We start from the raw sequence: 17,058 nt of genomic DNA, 5'->3' as shown, positions 1-17,058 counted from the left end.
ATATGAGGCTTCAGCTTCAATAAACCCTAATGACACTGCCATGATAACAGAAGATTCAATCTCTGACCAACCAAATAAAAAGCCTCAGGACGCTGGGAACGCTGACGGTCACATCGATAATAAATCCGCCTATGGCGTTGACGCCGCGTCCGGACAGGCCGAAGATTCTCCGGAAACAGGGACGAATCCGGCGGAAGTTGCGGTTTCGGCAAGACTTGTAGAACAGGAACGCGATAAAACAGAATCTTCACTCAATACAGAAAGTTCACGCTCAGCCGACAGTGCTGATGAGACCGAAAGCTCAGCACCACAATCTGGTGAACAGCTCGCTCCTGATCGTCAGCTTTCAAATCCGGAACCCGAAAATACCACTGACAGTACGAACCAAACTGAAGAAGACCATTCCGATCAAGAACCGGAAGAAATCTCCCATCTGAACCTGAATGAGATTTTGGATGAAATGCAGAATATCGTATCTAAAGACGATGCAGGCGCAGAATTCAAAAAATTCAACCAACTTAAAGACCAGGCGCATAAGCTGATTCATGACGAAAGTGAAGACGAGAAGAAAATTTTTAAGGAAAAAGAAGACGAGTCGGCAGAATTCAGCTTCACTCATCCGGAGCAGGGCAGATTTTCAGCTTTAACGAATCAGTTTCGCGAGAAAAATAATGCTTTCACACGGAAACAGGACGAGCAGCACGCCGCAAACCTTGTGGAAAGACAAGATATCATTGAAAAATTAAAGGCGCTCTACACCAACACAGAAGCCGGCACCAATCTTTTCAAAGCCATCCGCGAAATAAAGGAGGCCTGGAAAAACGCGGGTCAGGTAGCAAAATCTGAATTTAAAATCCTGAATAACAACTATTTCCATCACCTGAACCAGTTTTACCAGATGCTGGATATGAACAAGGAATATCTGGAGCAGGAATTCGCACATAATTTAGAGAAAAGGCAGCACATCATCGAACGTGCAAAGCAGCTGCAGGAAGAACCGGCCGTGCAAAAAGCGCTTAATGAACTGCAGTATCTGCATAAACTCTGGAAAGAGGAAGCCGAGCCGGTGGCCGAGGAATTCCGCGAAAAAACGTGGGAGATGTTCAAAGAGATCTCAAATAAGATCCACGACCGCAAGTCGGAACTTTCCGCACAGATAGAAACGGAGCAAAACGAAAACCTCGAGAAGAAGAATAAGATCATCGAGGAGCTGAAAAAGCTGGCGAAGCCTGAAAAGGAACCGAACCACAGCTACTGGCAGAACGCCATCAAGAAAATTGAAGAGCTTCGCAGTGAGTTTCTGAAGATTGGCAGCGTTCCGCGAAAAATTTCAAACCAAAACTGGAATGAGTTCAAGGTTCAGCTTAAAAACTTCAATTCGGCCAAGAATGATTTTTACAAGAGCCTGAAAACTTCGCAGCACACGAATCTGGAGAAAAAACTGCAACTGATTCAAACCGCCAAAGACAACAGCCTTTCCGAAGATTGGGAGACCGCAGTTCCGTTATTTAAAAAACTGCAGGAAGACTGGAAACAGATCGGACACGTACCGCGCAGCATGACCAATAAGGTTTGGGACGATTTCCGCAATGCGTGCAACACATTCTTTAACAACTACCGCGAGAAAAACAACGCCACGAACGATAACTGGAAGGAAAATTATAAGAGGAAAAAGCAACTGCTGGATGAGCTAAAAGAAATCACAGACGAAGAAGGCAGCGTAGAAAAGATTGAGCAGATCAAGACCACCTGGAACAACATAGGAAAAGTCCCACGCGAAAAGCTTAGCATTAATACCGAGTTCAACAAAGTGCTTCGCGAGAAAATGAAACTCAACAAAATCCACGAATACGACCTGAAAGAAGAAGGACTTTCGGAAAACCAGCTGACAGACAAAGCGCGTAAGATTAAAAATCAGATCGCTGACCTCGAAGCGGAAATCGTGAAAATGGAAAACAACCTCGGTTTCTTCAGCAACCCAACACGCGAAAATCCGTTACTTAAAGAGACTTTTGAAAAAATCGATGATAAAAAAGTGCAGCTCGAAAGCATGAAACAAAGCCTTCACAACATTCTGGCCGGCGAAAATCAATAAAATCTGATATGTTTAAAAGACTGCTGTTTGCGATATTTATAAGCACATTCGTCAGCATAAATGCACAGGAACCGCGGGATTTGCTCTCAATTCCAGGTCCAATCGAGCTGGATGGCACTGAATTTTTCCTTTCCTGGAGCAAAGAAGCATCAAAGACACTGCTTCGCCAGCAATATATGCCGCGCGACGAGCGAATTGAAGACTTCAACCAAATCCTCGATTTTTCTTATTTTACGAAAGAAATCGATCTTGAACTGGCCGTAAGACAAAAAGTGGAATCCATTCAAAAACGGGCAGAAACAGACAGGTTGGCGAAAGTGAACGTAACTGAAAGTCCGGACGGCAGCGAGTTTGTAGTTGATTATTTTATATCTGAAATGCCCGATAAAGGCGACGCCTTCGTAGAATACAACATCTACCGTTTCAAGCCTTACAACAACGGAACCGCGAAAAACTTCCTTATTTTAGCGTACGCCAAAAGAATTTACGGCGACCCGAAATCTGCGGCCAAAGCGCTCGCAAAACAGCGCGACCAACTTATGCTGAGCCTGATCGAGTATAAAATCCCGGAAATAGTGGTGCTCCGCACGGAAAATAATTAGAGTATGCAATAATTTACGGCCCGGCATCAGTCGGGCTTTTTTAGTTAGAATCAGATGACGAAAGACGAAATGTATATGCAGCGCTGCATACAGTTGGCGGAAAATGCCTTTGGACAGACCTATCCAAACCCTATGGTGGGCAGTGTGATTGTATATGATGATGAAATTATTGGCGAAGGTTATCACAAAAGAGCCGGCGGGCCGCACGCGGAGATCAATGCAATCAACTCGGTAAAAAATCCTGAGCTGCTGCGTGAATCCACGATCTACGTCTCGCTCGAACCCTGCTCTCACTACGGTAAGACGCCGCCGTGCGCGGAAAAACTGGCTTCCGTTGGTTTCCGGAAAGTAGTGATCGGTACACTGGATCCTCATGAAAAAGTGAATGGCAAAGGCCGGAAAATCATTGAAGATGCCGGTATAGAAGTCGTCTCAGGAATTTTGGGGAAAGAATGTCAGGAACTCAACAAACGCTTTTTCACTTTTCATCAAAAGGAAAGACCTTATATTATACTGAAATGGGCCCAATCCGGCGACGGTTTTCTGGATAAAGATTTTAAAGCCACCCAAATCGGAAATCCGCTCACAAAACAGTTTGTGCATACGCTGAGAAGCCGCGAGCACGCGATTTTAGTTGGAACGAACACAGCGCTTACAGATAACCCGTCGCTCACCACACGCGAAATTGTGGGCCGAAATCCGATACGGATTCTGATTGATTTTGAGTTAAAAGTTCCGGGCAGCTGTAAAATATTTGATAATGATTCGCAAACCATTGTTTTTAACGGAATAAAAGATGCGGACGAAGGTAATTTGCGTTTTATCAAAATCCCGAAAGATGAAATGCCGCGGATGATGCTCGAAAAATTATACGAAATGCAGATCCAGTCGGTGATCATCGAAGGTGGCCGATTTACGCTCCAGCAATTCATCGATGCCAATTTGTGGGATGAAGCAAACATCATTAAAAACGAAAACCTTAAACTTGAAAACGGCACGAAAGCACCCACAATCGCGGCGGAAATCGTAAGGACAGAGATTTTAGATGACAATGAAGTTGAATTATATAAAAATTCTGCGTCTTGAAATTTGAATATAAAACCATTGCCGCGCCCGTTACCGATATCCTGCTGAAAGAAAAGGGAAGCAAGTTCATCAGTTTTGCATTTCCGGTCGATAATGAAGCGGACCAGAAAAAAGTATTAGAACACATCAAAACCTTACATCCGAAAGCCACGCATCATTGCTATGCTTTCCGTATTGGCCTCAATGGTGAAAATTACCGCGCGAACGATGACGGTGAACCCTCCGGAAGCGCTGGACTTCCCATTTACAACCAACTGCTTGCGCACGAAGTCACAAACATACTTGTGGTAGTGGTAAGATATTATGGTGGAACCAAACTGGGCGTCGCAGGATTGGTGAAAGCGTATAAAGATTCAGCCAAACTTACGCTGAAAGCAAGTGAAATCATTACAAAAGAGCTGGAGTGCACAGTTCAGATAAAATTCAGTTTCGAGAAACAAAATCAGATATTCACTTTGCTTAATAAGTTTGACGCAAAAATCCTGGATTTCAGCTCCGAACAAATTTGCACGATTGAAGCCAGCCTTAAAATGGCTTTAAAACAAAACATCTCGGAACAACTGTCCGAGATGCAGAATATTTCTTTTCAGTTTTTGGCTTAATCGCGTCTGCCCATCAGCATTGAGGCCCAGTAGAGAAGTTGTGCAAGTGAACCCAGCGCTGCCACAAGATATGTTCTGGCTGCCCATGTAAGGGAGTCCTTCACCCCGACAAATTCTTCCGCTGTCACTGTTCCCGTGTCTTTAAGCCACTTCATCGCGCGGTTACTGGCATCATACTCTACCGGCAAGGTGATGAATGCGAAAAGCGTCGTCACCGCGAACATTGCGACACCAATTGCAAGAACAGTCGTGTTACCGTTCGGATTATCAATGGTTTGCGTCGCGGTCATCAAAACGATACCGGCGATCAGTACAAACTGCATTAAGTTCGAACTGATGCTCACCAACGGAACCAACTTTGACCGTAGCTGCAGCATCGAATATCCGACAGCGTGCTGAACAGCGTGGCCACATTCGTGCGCAGCAACTGCGGCTGCGGCAGCATTTCGCTGCATGTAAACGGCTTCGGAAAGATTTACGGTTTTGTCCATTGGGTTATAATGGTCGGTCAGCTGACCGGGAACCGAAATTACTTTCACATCGTGGATATTGTTGTCGCGAAGCATTTTTTCGGCCACTTCTTTACCCGACATGCCGTTTCGGAGATGCACATTAGAATAGTGTTCGAATTTTGATTTTAAACGGGCAGAAACAAGCCAACTCACCAGCATCGAAATCCCAATAATTACATAATAACCTGTCATTTTTATATTTTATATTTTAAATTTAATACTCCGCTTTGAATTGTAAAAAACATGCCAAAGTTTTTATATCTGTTTTAATCAATTATCTTTGTTTTTACAAACCTACCGCAATGCCCGAAGTATCTTTACTTGAAGTAAAAAATGCCCGTGATTTAGATCGATTCGTACGTTTTCCTATGGAACTTTACAAAAATAACAAAAATTACGTACCGCCTTTAATCAACGAAGAAAAAAACGTTTGGGATCCTTCCCAAAATCCCGCCCTCGCCTATTCCGATACAAAGAAATATTTAGCAATGAAATCCGGCAAAGTAGTCGGACGGATTGCTTTGATCATCAACCGAAAAGAAGAGAAAGAGCTTGGCATCAGCAAGGTGAGATTTGGATGGCTCGATTTTGTGGATGACACGGAAGTTTCTGAAGCACTGATCAATGCGGCGAAAGATTTCGCACGCGAACATCAGATTAAAAAAATAGAAGGTCCGATGGGTTTTACAAACCTTGACAAATCGGGTATGCTGACGATGGGTTTTGACAAATTGGCCACAATGATCGGTCTTTACAATTTCGAATACTATCCGCAGCACCTCGAAAAGTTGGGACTGGTGAAGGAAAAGGAATGGGTAGAGTTTGAAATGAATTTCCCTACCGTACTTTCGGAAAAAATAGACCGCTTCAGCACGCTGATTGCCAAAAAATACAATCTGAAAGTGGTCGACTTTAAGAATAAAAAAGAAATCCTGCCGTACATCGACCCGATGTTCAGGCTTCTCGACCAGACATATAACACGCTTTCAACCTATACCCCGATCACCGAGGAGCAGAAACAGACCTACCGCGAAAAGTATTTCCCGTACATTGATGCGAATTACGTCATCTGTGTGACGGACGAAAATGACGAACTGATTTCGTTTGCGGTTACCATGCCCTCCTACTCGAAGGCTTTACAAAAATCGAAAGGTAAACTTTGGCCTTTTGGCTGGTGGCACTTCCTGCAGGCCGGGAAGAAGAACGACAGAGCAAATTTTTACCTGATCGGCATTCATCCGGAATACCAGCGGCGCGGGGTGACGGCGATCATTTTCAAGGAAATCTTTATCCGTTTCAGCAAGATGGGCATCAAATTCGCCGAAACAAATCCGGAACTTGAGGAAAACAAAAGCGTGCAGCTGCTGTGGCAAGACTACAATCCGGTGAATCATAAACGCAGAAGGACGTATTCGCTTACTTTAGATTAGAAAAGGATGAAAAAGCAATTGTATATCTACTCCGTTCTGGTACTGGCATTCATTGCCTATAACCAATTTTTCCAAGTGGAGGATGAGCGGACCAACGACCTTATCAACATACTTTTTGCCAGTTTCCTGTTTTTGTACATCGGCTATATGGCCTATGTGCTGATCCAAAAGCTCAAAAAGAAACAGCAGGACCGATAATTGCATTTAAAATCAGTACATACACACTTTTTGCGGAGATTTGAATGCTTAAATTTTTAATGGTTGCAGTTAATTTCGTAAATTTGTAGATTGAAAAAATATAGTATCCTATGAATATTCCAGCAGATTATATTCCAATTCTCATTCAGGTTGCCGTAGGTTTCGGTTTTGTGTTGCTTTGCATCGCAGGCACCCATTTCCTTGGGCCAAAACAGAAAGATTCTTCATTTAAAAAGAACGAAAACTTTGAGTGTGGGATTGATGTCGAAGGAAACGCACGTACGCCTTTCTCGGTAAAGTATTTCCTTACCGCAATTCTTTTCGTGCTCTTCGATGTGGAAATTGTGTTTTTCTATCCTTATGCAGTGAATCTGCGTGAGTTCGGGATTGAAGGTTTTCTTGCAGTTCTTACTTTCATTTCCGTGTTTTTTATTGCTTTTGTGTACGTGTGGAAACGTGGCGCCCTCGATTGGGATAAGTAAAGAAAAGCTGCAGAACCTATTTATTAATTATAAAGCATTTTAAAAATGTCAGATACAAAACCAGTAGTAAGAATGGATGCCGAACCTCCTGAAGGTTTCGAAGGCGAAGGTTTCTTTGCCACCAAACTCAGCAGCGTTATTGGCATGGCACGTAAATATTCACTTTGGCCGCTTCCTTTTGCAACGTCCTGTTGCGGTATTGAATTCATGGCGGTTCTTAACCCAACCTATGACGCATCGCGTTTTGGTATGGAGAGAAACTCATTTTCCCCACGCCAGGCAGATATGCTGATGGTATGCGGTACGATCTCAAAAAAATTAGGTCCCGTCCTGAAGCAGGTTTATACGCAAATGGCAGAGCCAAGATGGGTTGTTGCTGTGGGCGCGTGTGCCAGCAGTGGTGGTATTTTCGATACCTACTCTGTTTTGCAGGGAATCGACAGAATCATTCCTGTTGACGTTTACGTACCGGGTTGCCCGCCAAGACCGGAGCAGATCATCGAGGGTGTGATGCAGGTTCAGGCGCTTTGCGAAAGTGAGAGCATCCGCAGACGTGACACGCCGGAATATCAGCACCTGCTTGAATCTTACGGAATCAGCTAAAAGATAAAATGGCTCAAAAGCCTGAATGATTACCGTGCGTAAAGTATATTTTGAATTTTTGCGCACTATCAATTTAACTCTATGACCAACGAATTTGTTTTAGAAGCCATCACACGCGAGTTTCCGGACTCCGTGATTTCACATTCCGAACCCTATGACTTTTTGACTTTAGAGATAAAGAAAGAAGACGTAAAAAAAGTAATTCACTATCTGCGCGATTCCAGCCTGGAGATCAAGTTTCTTACCGATATCTGTGGCATCCATTATCCGGGTGAACCAGAGAAAGAACTTGGCGTGATCTATCATCTTCACAACATGATGACCAACTTCCGCATGAGAATCAAAACCTTCATGCCGAGGGAAAATGCTGAAATTGATACCCTTACCGATCTTTATGCCGGCGCCAACTGGATGGAGCGTGAGACTTTTGAGTTTTATGGAATCAAATTCAAAGGCCATCCGGATCTCCGCGTAATCCTGAATATGGAAGACATCGGTTATCATCCGTTGCTTAAAGAATACCGACTGGAAGATGGGACCCGTACAGACAAGGATGATAAAATGTTCGGTCGATAGGGATTATTTGAAATACGGAATTTGAGATCGACGGTTTCAAATTTCAAAACTCAGATCAAAAATTATGAAAGACAACGCACTATCCAATATACTTAACCAGCACGATTCGAAAGAGCAGATTGACGGGCAACTTTATACCCTCAATCTAGGTCCTACGCACCCTGCGACACACGGAATTTTCCAGAATGTACTCACGATGGACGGCGAACGCATCCTGCACTCAGAGCAGACCATCGGATATATTCACCGCGCTTATGAGAAAATAAGCGAAAGACGGAATTTCACTCAAATTACGACGCTTACCGACCGTATGAACTACTGTTCAGCGCCCATCAACAATATTGGCTGGCACCTAACGGTTGAAAAACTGATTGGCTGCGAAGTTCCAAAACGCGTCGATTATATGCGTGTGATCATGATGGAGCTGGCGCGTATTGCCGACCACATGGTTTGTAACGGTGTAATCGCGATGGATGCAGGTGCGATCACCGGTCTTACCTACCTGTTTCAGGAAAGAGAGAAAATCTATGAAATGTACGAAGAGGTCTGCGGTGCACGTATGACCACTAACATGGGTAGAATCGGAGGTTTTGAAAGAGATTTCAGCCCGAGATTCCACGAACTTCTTCAAACATGGCTTAAGAAATTCCCTAAAATCTGGGGTGAGTTCTGCGCCCTGAACGAAAGAAACCGGATTTTCATGGACCGTACCATCAAAGTAGGTGCGATCTCGGCAGAAAGAGCCTTGAGTTACGGATTTACTGGGCCGAATCTTCGCGCGACGGGTGTAGATTACGACGTACGTGTTGCAGATCCTTATTCTTCTTATAGTGATTTCGATTTCATCATTCCGATAGGCAGTTCCGGCGACACTTATGACCGTTTCATGGTGCGTCAGCAGGAAGTTTGGGAAAGTTTGAAAATCATCAACCAAGCCTATAAAAATCTTCCGGAGGGAGCTTTCCATGCCGATGTACCGGAATTCTATCTTCCCGAAAAAGCAGATGTTTACAATAACATGGAAGCACTCATCTATCACTTCAAGATTGTGATGGGCGAAACTGACGTACCAAAAGGAGAAATCTACAACTGCGTAGAAGGTGGCAACGGCGAACTCGGTTTCTACCTGGTGAGCGATGGTGGGCGGACGCCTTACCGCCTGCATTTCCGCCGTCCGTGCTTTATTTATTATCAGGCATATCCGGAGATGATCAAAGGAGGAATGATTTCCGACGCGGTAGTTACCATGTGCAGCATGAACGTTATCGCAGGCGAACTTGACGCATAATGAAATTATAAATTTTGGATTATAAATTTTAAATTAATCCAAAGTCTTTACATATAAAAAGTTATACAACTGATAAGATTTTTAGAAATGTGATTTCATCTAAATCTAAAATCTAAAAATCTAAAATCTTTAAAAATGAGCGAAACAATAGCTTTTCAGCCTGAAACATTAAAACAGGTACAGAAAATTATCGCGAGATATCCCGAGGGAAAACAAAAATCTGCACTCATTCCGGTGCTTCATATTGCGCAAAAGGAGTTTGGCGGCTGGCTGGCTGTGCCGGTGATGGATTACGTTGCTGAAATACTGAGCATCAAACCAATAGAAGTGTATGAAGTAGCGACATTTTATACAATGTTCAACATGAAGCCTGTGGGAAAATATGTTCTTGAAGTTTGCCAAACCGGCCCGTGCATGGTAAACGGCAGCGACGGAATCATTCAGCACATCCGCGAGACGTTGAACATCAAGAACGGTGAAACCACAGCAGACGGACTTTTCACACTGAAAACAGTGGAGTGCCTGGGCGCATGCGGTTACGCACCGATGATGCAGCTTGGGAAATTCTATCACGAACACTTAACTAATGAAAAGGTAGATGAGATCCTGCAGCTTTGCCGCCAGGGAGCCATCGCTTTAGATTAATATTGAGAACGAAATGAGTAAAAAACTTTTACTTAAAGACGCACATATTGAAGGGATCCGTCACTACGACGTTTACCGAAAGCAGGGCGGGTACGATGCGGTAGAAAAGGCACTTGCGATGACTCCTGATGCGATAGTGGAGGAAGTGAAAACTTCCGGACTTCGCGGACGTGGTGGCGCAGGCTTCCCGACCGGTATGAAATGGAGTTTTTTGGCTAAACCCGAAGGCATCCCAAGATATTTGGTAGTGAACGCAGATGAATCAGAACCCGGTACTTTCAAAGACCGTTATCTGATGGAGTTCATTCCACATTTACTGATCGAAGGGATGATTATTTCGTCCTTCGCACTAGGGGCGAATACTGCGTATATCTATATTCGGGGCGAATATGCCTGGATTCCGGAAATCCTGGAACAGGCAATTGACGAAGCGAAAGCAGCCGGCTTTTTAGGTAAGAATATACTCGGCAAAGGTTATGATCTGGAAATCTACGTTCAGCGTGGTGCCGGAGCTTACATTTGTGGTGAAGAAACTGCACTTCTTGAATCACTTGAAGGCAAACGCGGTAATCCAAGACTAAAACCGCCATTCCCGGCTGTGAAAGGTCTTTGGGAATCTCCAACGGTAGTAAATAACGTAGAAACCATCGCTGCGGTAGTTCCAATCATCAATATTACGGGTGCTGAATACGCTAAGATCGGTGTCGGACGTTCAACCGGTACTAAATTGATTTCGGCCTGTGGAAACATCAACAAACCCGGCGTTTATGAAATCGACATGACGATTACCGTGGAAGAATTCATTTACTCCGAAGAGTATTGCGGCGGAATTCCGAACGGTAAGAAACTAAAAGCATGTATTCCGGGCGGAAGTTCAGTTCCGATTGTTCCGGCTAATTTATTATTAAAGACAATCAACGGCGAACCCCGTTATATGAATTACGAATCATTGGCTGACGGTGGCTTTGCGACCGGCACCATGATGGGTTCAGGTGGATTCATCGTCCTCGACGAAGATCAGTGCATCGTAAAACATACGATGAGCCTTGCGCACTTCTACGCTCATGAGAGCTGCGGACAATGCACACCATGCCGTGAAGGTACACCGTGGATGTACAAAATCCTTAAAAATATTGAAACCGGTAAAGGTACAATGGCAGATATCGATTTACTTTGGGACATTCAGCGCAAAATCGAAGGAAATACGATTTGTCCTCTGGGTGATGCAGCAGCATGGCCGGTAGCGGCAGCTATCCGTCATTTCCGCGATGAGTTTGAATGGCACATAGATAATCCGGAGGCGCTTACCCGAAACTACGGTCTTGCAGGCTATGCAGATCCAATTCCGGTAGCATCGGCTGCACAGTAACCGTTAGGATTTTAAATTTTTAAAATTTAATCAGAAAGTCCAGAACCAATTATTTAAAACAAAGCAGATTGCTTAAGGCCTGACGCTTAAAGCATTAAGATATGAGCGAAGAAATAAAAAAATTTAAGATTACCATCGACGGGCAAACCACAGAGGTTGCTCCGGGTACTTCTATCCTGGAAGCTGCCCGACAGATTGGCGGACGTTCAGTTCCTCCCGCGATGTGTTACTATAAACCACTCGAGAATAGTGGCGGCCGTTGCCGAACCTGTCTCGTAGAAGTATCTAAAGGATCTGAAGCAGATCCCCGCCCAATGCCGAAACTGGTAGCTAGCTGCCGAACCGGCGTGATGGACGGAATGGAAGTGAAAAACCTTACTTCAGACAAGACGCAGGAAGCCCGAAAAGCAGTGACTGAGTTCCTTCTGATCAACCACCCACTCGATTGCCCGGTATGCGACCAGGCCGGTGAATGTCATCTTCAGGATTTGGGTTACGAGCATGGTTTGGAACGTACCAGAACTGAATTTGAAAGACGGACTTTCGAGCCTGAAGATATCGGTCCTTATATTAAACTTCATATGAACCGCTGCATCCTGTGTGCAAGATGTGTTTTGGCGGCAAATCAGTTAACCGAAGAACGTGAACACGGAATTCTATTCCGCGGTGAGCAGGCTGAAATTTCGACGTATTTAAATAAAGCTTTAGACAACGATTTCATCGGAAACGTGATTGATGTTTGTCCTGTGGGAGCCCTCACAGATAAAACGGCGAGATTTGCACAGCGTGTTTGGTTTACAAAACCGGTAAATGCTTCATGTTCATGTTCGAAATGTTCCGGTAAAGTGGTGCTTTGGATGAAAGGCGAAGAAGTGATCCGTGTTACAGCTAGAAAAGATCAGTATGATGAGATTGAAGAGTGGATCTGTAACGAATGCCGCTTCGAGCGAAAAGACCTGAAATACTGGTCGATCGAGGGACCGCGACATATAGACCGCCATTCGGTAATCTCGCTGAACCATTATGAGAAGCCGAAAAACATGATCAATCTTTTGAATAATCCGGACGCTAAAGAAATCAGTGTAAAAGACGAGGAATAATTAAAGTTAAAAGGTGGTTTTGAATAAGTTTAAAATATTTAAATAAAACTAAAAACCGCCGCATTTGATAAATTATGGATGTAATTACATTTAAAATCATTTTAGTTGTGTCGCTTTTTGCCCTTTCCATGGGTATCGCAGCCTACTCTACGTGGGGCGAAAGAAAAGTGGCCGCAGCTCTTCAAGACAGAATCGGGCCGAACCGCGCAGGTCCTTTCGGGATACTGCAACCTCTGGCTGATGGTGGTAAACTCTTCTTCAAAGAAGGTTTCGTGCCTCAAAATGCCGATCGATTCCTGTTCTATTTAGGTCCCGCAATCACAATGTTTGTGTCGCTCATTACGGGCGCGGTGATTCCGTGGGGTAAAAGCCTGAACATTGGCGGAACTTCTTTCGCGGTGCAGGTGGCAAACATCGATGTAGGTGTTCTTTACCTGATCGGAATGGTTTCCATTGGTGTTTACGGAATGATGATCGGGGGTTGGGCTTCCAACAACAAGTATTCACTCATCGGTGCCATCCGCGCATCTTCCCAGATGATTTCTTATGAACTCGCTATGGGTCTTTCATTACTTTCCATTATTTTGATGGCTGGAAGTCTTGACCTGTATGCGATCACGTCATCGCAGGGTGAAGGTAATATTTGGGGCTTCATCCCGCTCGACGGCATGAACTGGAATATCTTCTATCAGCCTTTGGCATTCATCATTTTCTTCGTTGCGGCACTTGCCGAGACAAACCGTCATCCCTTTGACTTACCCGAATGTGAATCAGAACTCGTAAACGGTTACATGACCGAATATTCTTCGATGAACTTCGGTCAGTACATGTTTGGTGAATATGTGAACATGTTCATTTCAAATGCGCTGATCGCAACTCTATTCTTTGGCGGATTCAACTATCCGGGCATTAACTGGGTGACAGATAACTGGGGCGAAAATATTGCCGGAATCCTAAGTATCGCAGCGATGCTTTCGAAAGTAATTTTAGGGATCATCATCTTTATGTGGATCCGATGGACGATCCCGAGATTCCGCTATGACCAACTGATGCATTTGGGCTGGAAAGCTTTAATACCTTTAGCTTTGGCTAACCTGGTTATTACGGCAGCTGTAATTATTTTCTTCACTTAAAATAAAAATAAGTTTTAATGCGTAGGCCGATGCCGACCGCTAAAACCATTAAATATGAAGTTAACAAACCGATCAAAAGTAGTCTCGAACAAAGAGATGACTTTTATGGAAAAAATATACCTCCCGGAAATCCTGAAGGGAATGGCAATCACCATGAAACATGCGTTTCAGGGCGCTAAAGGTAAAGTGTACGCTTATCCTGAAGTTGAAAAGCCCCGTGCAAAAGTGTGGCGCGGACTTCACGTGCTGAAACGTGATGAAGAAGGTCGCGAACGCTGCACCGCGTGCGGACTGTGCGCCGTGGTTTGTCCTGCAGAAGCCATCACAATGACAGCGGCTGAACGTACACGCGAGGAAAAAGACCTTTACCGTGAAGAAAAATATGCGTCAGTTTACGAAATCAATATGTTGCGATGTATTTTCTGCGGTTTGTGCGAAGAAGCCTGCCCGAAATCAGCAATATACCTTACAGACCGTTTGGTAGATACTGAACTGAACCGCGGCAGTTTTATTTACGGTAAAGACAAACTGGTAGAAAAGATCAATGAAAGAATTGATATCACGGACCGCCAGAGTGAAAGACAAAAAAAAGCAGTAAAATAGATGGAACAGATTATTTTTTTCGCGGTATCAGCTATCGCACTTGCCAGTGCTTTCTATTTTGTATTCGCGCGTAACCCGCTCTACTCTATTTTGTCGCTGATCGTGACTTTCTTTTCTATCGCCGCGATGTATATTTTGCTGAATGCGCAGTTTTTGGGTATTGTACAGATCATCGTATATGCCGGAGCGATCATGGTTCTATTCCTTTACATCCTGATGATGCTGAACCTGAATAAAGCTGATGAGAGCAAAAAGCAGAATTTAAGCAAATTCATCGGCGTTTTCGCAGCCGGAATATTACTCACCGGTCTCCTTGGCGCGTACAAAGGTTTAAGTACGGCAACATACGGCACTGGTGCAGATTCATCTATCGGCCTCACAAAAAATCTCGGCAGATTATTGTTCAACGAATATGTATTGCCATTCGAGCTTGCCTCTATCCTGATTCTTGCGGGAATCGTAGGTGCAGTATTGATCGGTAAAAAAGACTTATAGAATTATGGGAGAAGTAAATTCATTTATACAGGCCGTACCGCTCGAATATTTCATTATTCTGAGTTCCGTGCTGTTCTGTCTTGGTGTGCTGGGCGTGTTGATACGAAAAAATGCAATCATTATTTTGGGTTGTGTGGAACTAATGCTGAATTCGGTAAACCTACTTTTGGCAGCATTCTCAAGCTACAAAGGTGACGGAAACGGACAGATTCTTGTGTTTTTCATCATGGTAGTTGCGGCAGCGGAAGTGGCTGTAGGTCTCGCCATCATTGCGATGATGTACCGAAATACAAAATCGGTAGACATCAGTATTTTTAATAAACTAAGAGGATAAATAAAGGATGGAAAATTTAATCTACGCTATTGTACTTTTACCTTTATTGGGATTTCTTATTAACGGACTTTTCGGTAAAAATTTGCCGAATGCGGTTGTAGGAGGCGTGGCGACACTGGTCGTTTTCGTTTCGTTCTGCATCGCGGTAAGTATATTCTTAAATTTTGATGCGGAATCACAGCCTGTGATCGTTCGTGCTTTCGAATGGTTTAGGGTGAACGGAATTCAGGTCAATTTCAGTTTCCAGATCGATCAGCTTTCACTGATGATGGTGATGATCATTACTGGGATTGGCTCACTGATTCATTTGTATTCAATCGGTTACATGAGCCACGACAAAGGCTTTCACCGCTTTTTTGCCTATCTGAATCTATTTATTTTCTCGATGTTGCTGCTTGTGATGGGAAGTAACTACCTGATTCTTTTCATCGGTTGGGAAGGTGTTGGGCTATGTTCTTATCTGCTGATTGGTTTCTGGTATAAAAATCAGGAATATGGCACGGCTGCAAGAAAAGCTTTCATCATGAACAGAATTGGTGACCTTGGGATGATTATCGGAATCCTGATGATCGCTTACCAAACCAACGCCGTGGATTTCCTTTCTGTAGCCCAGAATTCTTCAAAATTCGAACTTGATTCACCAATTATTATATTCATTACGATAAGTCTCTTCATCGGAGCGGTAGGTAAATCTGCTCAGGTTCCGCTTTTCACGTGGCTGCCGGACGCAATGGCAGGACCGACACCGGTTTCCGCACTGATCCATGCGGCGACGATGGTGACTGCAGGTATCTATTTAGTAGTACGTTCAAACTTCCTGTTCTCCCTGGCGCCAAGCACGATGGACGGAATACTGTTCGTCGGACTTCTTACAGCTCTTGTCGCAGCTTTCATTGGTTTGAGACAGAATGATATTAAAAAAGTCCTGGCCTACTCTACCGTTTCACAACTTGGATTCATGTTCGTTGCACTTGGAGTTGGCGCTTATAATACTGCGATGTTCCACCTGATGACGCATGCTTTTTTCAAGGCGTTGCTTTTCCTCGGTTCAGGTTCCGTAATCCACGCGATGAGTGGCGAGCAGGACATGAGAAAGATGGGCGGCTTGAAAAAGTTCATTCCAACAACACACTTTACATTCCTGATTGGTACGCTGGCCATTTCAGGTTTCCCATTCTTATCGGGGATGATTTCAAAAGATGAAATTTTAACCAATGTTTACGGTAAAAACCCGATTTTGTGGGTGGTATTGTTCATCGTGGCGACGCTTACGGCAATTTATATGTTCAGAGCATATTATCTTACTTTCCACGGCGAATTCCGCGGAACGGAGGAGCAAAGAAGCCATGTTCATGAAAGCCCGAAAACAATGACAATTCCGCTTATCATATTGGCTGTGCTCTCAGTAATTGGTGGTTTTATCAACTTGCCACACTTTATTGGTCACGGAAATTATGCAAAACTTGCAGAGTGGCTGAAATCAATTTACGTTTACGATGTTGAACTGCCGGAAGTTGCATTTGGAACTGAAATGATCTTATTAAGCCTCACAGTTCTGATGTTTTTCACCGTATGGTTTATGACAAAACGTATCTACGTGGACAAGAAAAAGATGGCTTTGCCTGAAGAAAAATACACCGGCTGGGAAAGACTTTCTAACAGAAAACTATTCCTCGACGAACTGAACAATGCGATCGTGGTTCGATTTATCGAAGGTTTAGGTGTTGGCGGAAATATGTTCGATAAAGGTGTATTGAAGCGTTTCGTAGATTTTATCGGGACAGGCGCGGAAGATTCGGGTCGTGCAGCCAAAAAACTTCAGAACGGAAATGTAGAGAACTATGTACTCATCATGTCGCTCGCCATCGGGATTATCTTAATTGTTAACTTTATATTACAGTAGTA

Annotated in this window: 19 protein-coding genes; 18 read left to right on the top strand and 1 reads right to left on the bottom strand. The window is 43.9% G+C overall.

Annotated features, from left to right (window positions below; genetic code table 11):
- Positions 1 to 40: 40 nt before the first annotated feature.
- The 4 genes from H9628_RS04815 to H9628_RS04800 are packed head-to-tail and all read left to right on the top strand — an operon-like array spanning position 41 to position 4,385.
- Positions 41 to 2,095: a DUF349 domain-containing protein gene (locus H9628_RS04815; protein ID WP_251832996.1), complete on the top strand. Its 2,055-nt coding sequence runs from the start codon at positions 41 to 43 to the stop codon at positions 2,093 to 2,095.
- A gap of 8 nt (positions 2,096 to 2,103) precedes the next feature.
- Complete coding sequence (locus H9628_RS04810; protein WP_251832995.1) at positions 2,104 to 2,697, top strand: hypothetical protein; 594 nt, start codon at positions 2,104 to 2,106, stop codon at positions 2,695 to 2,697.
- 54 nt (positions 2,698 to 2,751) lie between these two features.
- On the top strand, positions 2,752 to 3,783 hold the full coding sequence (gene ribD, locus H9628_RS04805; RefSeq protein ID WP_251832994.1) for a bifunctional diaminohydroxyphosphoribosylaminopyrimidine deaminase/5-amino-6-(5-phosphoribosylamino)uracil reductase RibD: 1,032 nt from the start codon (positions 2,752 to 2,754) through the stop codon (positions 3,781 to 3,783).
- A complete protein-coding gene (locus H9628_RS04800) occupies positions 3,780 to 4,385 on the top strand; it encodes an IMPACT family protein (RefSeq protein WP_251832993.1) in 606 nt (201 codons plus the stop codon). Before ribD ends, H9628_RS04800 begins: the two co-directional genes overlap by 4 nt.
- On the opposite strand, the gene H9628_RS04795 is transcribed toward H9628_RS04800, so the two are convergent.
- Positions 4,382 to 5,089 (bottom strand): zinc metallopeptidase, encoded by a 708-nt coding sequence (locus H9628_RS04795; protein WP_251832992.1) that lies wholly within the window; start codon positions 5,087 to 5,089, stop codon positions 4,382 to 4,384. The two genes, H9628_RS04800 and H9628_RS04795, sit on opposite strands and share 4 nt — an antisense overlap.
- A 110-nt stretch (positions 5,090 to 5,199) precedes the next feature.
- On the opposite strand from H9628_RS04795, the gene H9628_RS04790 reads away from it, so the two are divergent.
- The 14 genes from H9628_RS04790 to nuoL all read left to right on the top strand — a co-directional run bounded on the left by H9628_RS04790 (position 5,200) and on the right by nuoL (position 17,056).
- Positions 5,200 to 6,327 (top strand): GNAT family N-acetyltransferase, encoded by a 1,128-nt coding sequence (locus tag H9628_RS04790; RefSeq protein ID WP_251832991.1) that lies wholly within the window; start codon positions 5,200 to 5,202, stop codon positions 6,325 to 6,327.
- 6 nt (positions 6,328 to 6,333) lie between these two features.
- Positions 6,334 to 6,525 (top strand): hypothetical protein, encoded by a 192-nt coding sequence (locus H9628_RS04785; protein ID WP_251832990.1) that lies wholly within the window; start codon positions 6,334 to 6,336, stop codon positions 6,523 to 6,525.
- A 110-nt stretch (positions 6,526 to 6,635) separates the two neighbouring features.
- Complete coding sequence (locus tag H9628_RS04780) at positions 6,636 to 7,007, top strand: NADH-quinone oxidoreductase subunit A (RefSeq protein ID WP_251832989.1); 372 nt, start codon at positions 6,636 to 6,638, stop codon at positions 7,005 to 7,007.
- A 45-nt stretch (positions 7,008 to 7,052) separates the two neighbouring features.
- On the top strand, positions 7,053 to 7,610 hold the full coding sequence (locus H9628_RS04775; protein ID WP_251832988.1) for an NADH-quinone oxidoreductase subunit B: 558 nt from the start codon (positions 7,053 to 7,055) through the stop codon (positions 7,608 to 7,610).
- An 81-nt stretch (positions 7,611 to 7,691) separates the two neighbouring features.
- Positions 7,692 to 8,186, top strand: a complete 495-nt coding sequence (locus H9628_RS04770; protein ID WP_251832987.1) for an NADH-quinone oxidoreductase subunit C — start codon at positions 7,692 to 7,694, stop codon at positions 8,184 to 8,186.
- A gap of 64 nt (positions 8,187 to 8,250) precedes the next feature.
- Positions 8,251 to 9,474: an NADH-quinone oxidoreductase subunit D gene (locus tag H9628_RS04765; RefSeq protein ID WP_251832986.1), complete on the top strand. Its 1,224-nt coding sequence runs from the start codon at positions 8,251 to 8,253 to the stop codon at positions 9,472 to 9,474.
- A gap of 135 nt (positions 9,475 to 9,609) precedes the next feature.
- Positions 9,610 to 10,119: an NADH-quinone oxidoreductase subunit NuoE family protein gene (locus tag H9628_RS04760; RefSeq protein WP_251832985.1), complete on the top strand. Its 510-nt coding sequence runs from the start codon at positions 9,610 to 9,612 to the stop codon at positions 10,117 to 10,119.
- Between the two features lie 13 nt (positions 10,120 to 10,132).
- Positions 10,133 to 11,488: an NADH-quinone oxidoreductase subunit NuoF gene (gene nuoF / locus H9628_RS04755; RefSeq protein WP_251832984.1), complete on the top strand. Its 1,356-nt coding sequence runs from the start codon at positions 10,133 to 10,135 to the stop codon at positions 11,486 to 11,488.
- 101 nt (positions 11,489 to 11,589) lie between these two features.
- Positions 11,590 to 12,588 carry a 2Fe-2S iron-sulfur cluster-binding protein gene (locus H9628_RS04750; protein WP_251832983.1) on the top strand — a complete coding sequence of 333 codons (999 nt, stop codon included), beginning with the start codon at positions 11,590 to 11,592 and terminating at the stop codon, positions 12,586 to 12,588.
- Positions 12,589 to 12,662: 74 nt separating this feature from the next.
- Positions 12,663 to 13,721, top strand: a complete 1,059-nt coding sequence (gene nuoH, locus H9628_RS04745) for an NADH-quinone oxidoreductase subunit NuoH (RefSeq protein ID WP_251832982.1) — start codon at positions 12,663 to 12,665, stop codon at positions 13,719 to 13,721.
- Positions 13,722 to 13,775: 54 nt separating this feature from the next.
- Positions 13,776 to 14,324, top strand: a complete 549-nt coding sequence (locus H9628_RS04740) for a NuoI/complex I 23 kDa subunit family protein (protein ID WP_251832981.1) — start codon at positions 13,776 to 13,778, stop codon at positions 14,322 to 14,324.
- Positions 14,325 to 14,819, top strand: a complete 495-nt coding sequence (locus H9628_RS04735) for an NADH-quinone oxidoreductase subunit J family protein (RefSeq protein ID WP_251832980.1) — start codon at positions 14,325 to 14,327, stop codon at positions 14,817 to 14,819. It abuts the gene before it with no gap.
- Between the two features lie 4 nt (positions 14,820 to 14,823).
- Entirely contained in the window at positions 14,824 to 15,153 is a 330-nt protein-coding gene (nuoK, locus tag H9628_RS04730) for an NADH-quinone oxidoreductase subunit NuoK (RefSeq protein ID WP_251832979.1), read from the top strand.
- 7 nt (positions 15,154 to 15,160) lie between these two features.
- Positions 15,161 to 17,056: an NADH-quinone oxidoreductase subunit L gene (gene nuoL / locus H9628_RS04725; protein ID WP_251832978.1), complete on the top strand. Its 1,896-nt coding sequence runs from the start codon at positions 15,161 to 15,163 to the stop codon at positions 17,054 to 17,056.
- The last annotated feature ends 2 nt before the right edge of the window (positions 17,057 to 17,058 follow it).

This window comes from Kaistella pullorum (genome assembly GCF_014837035.1).
GTDB lineage: Bacteria > Bacteroidota > Bacteroidia > Flavobacteriales > Weeksellaceae > Kaistella > Kaistella rhinocerotis.
The sequence above is the reverse complement of the archived record's forward strand: the minus strand, read 5'-3'. Positions and strand labels throughout refer to the sequence as shown.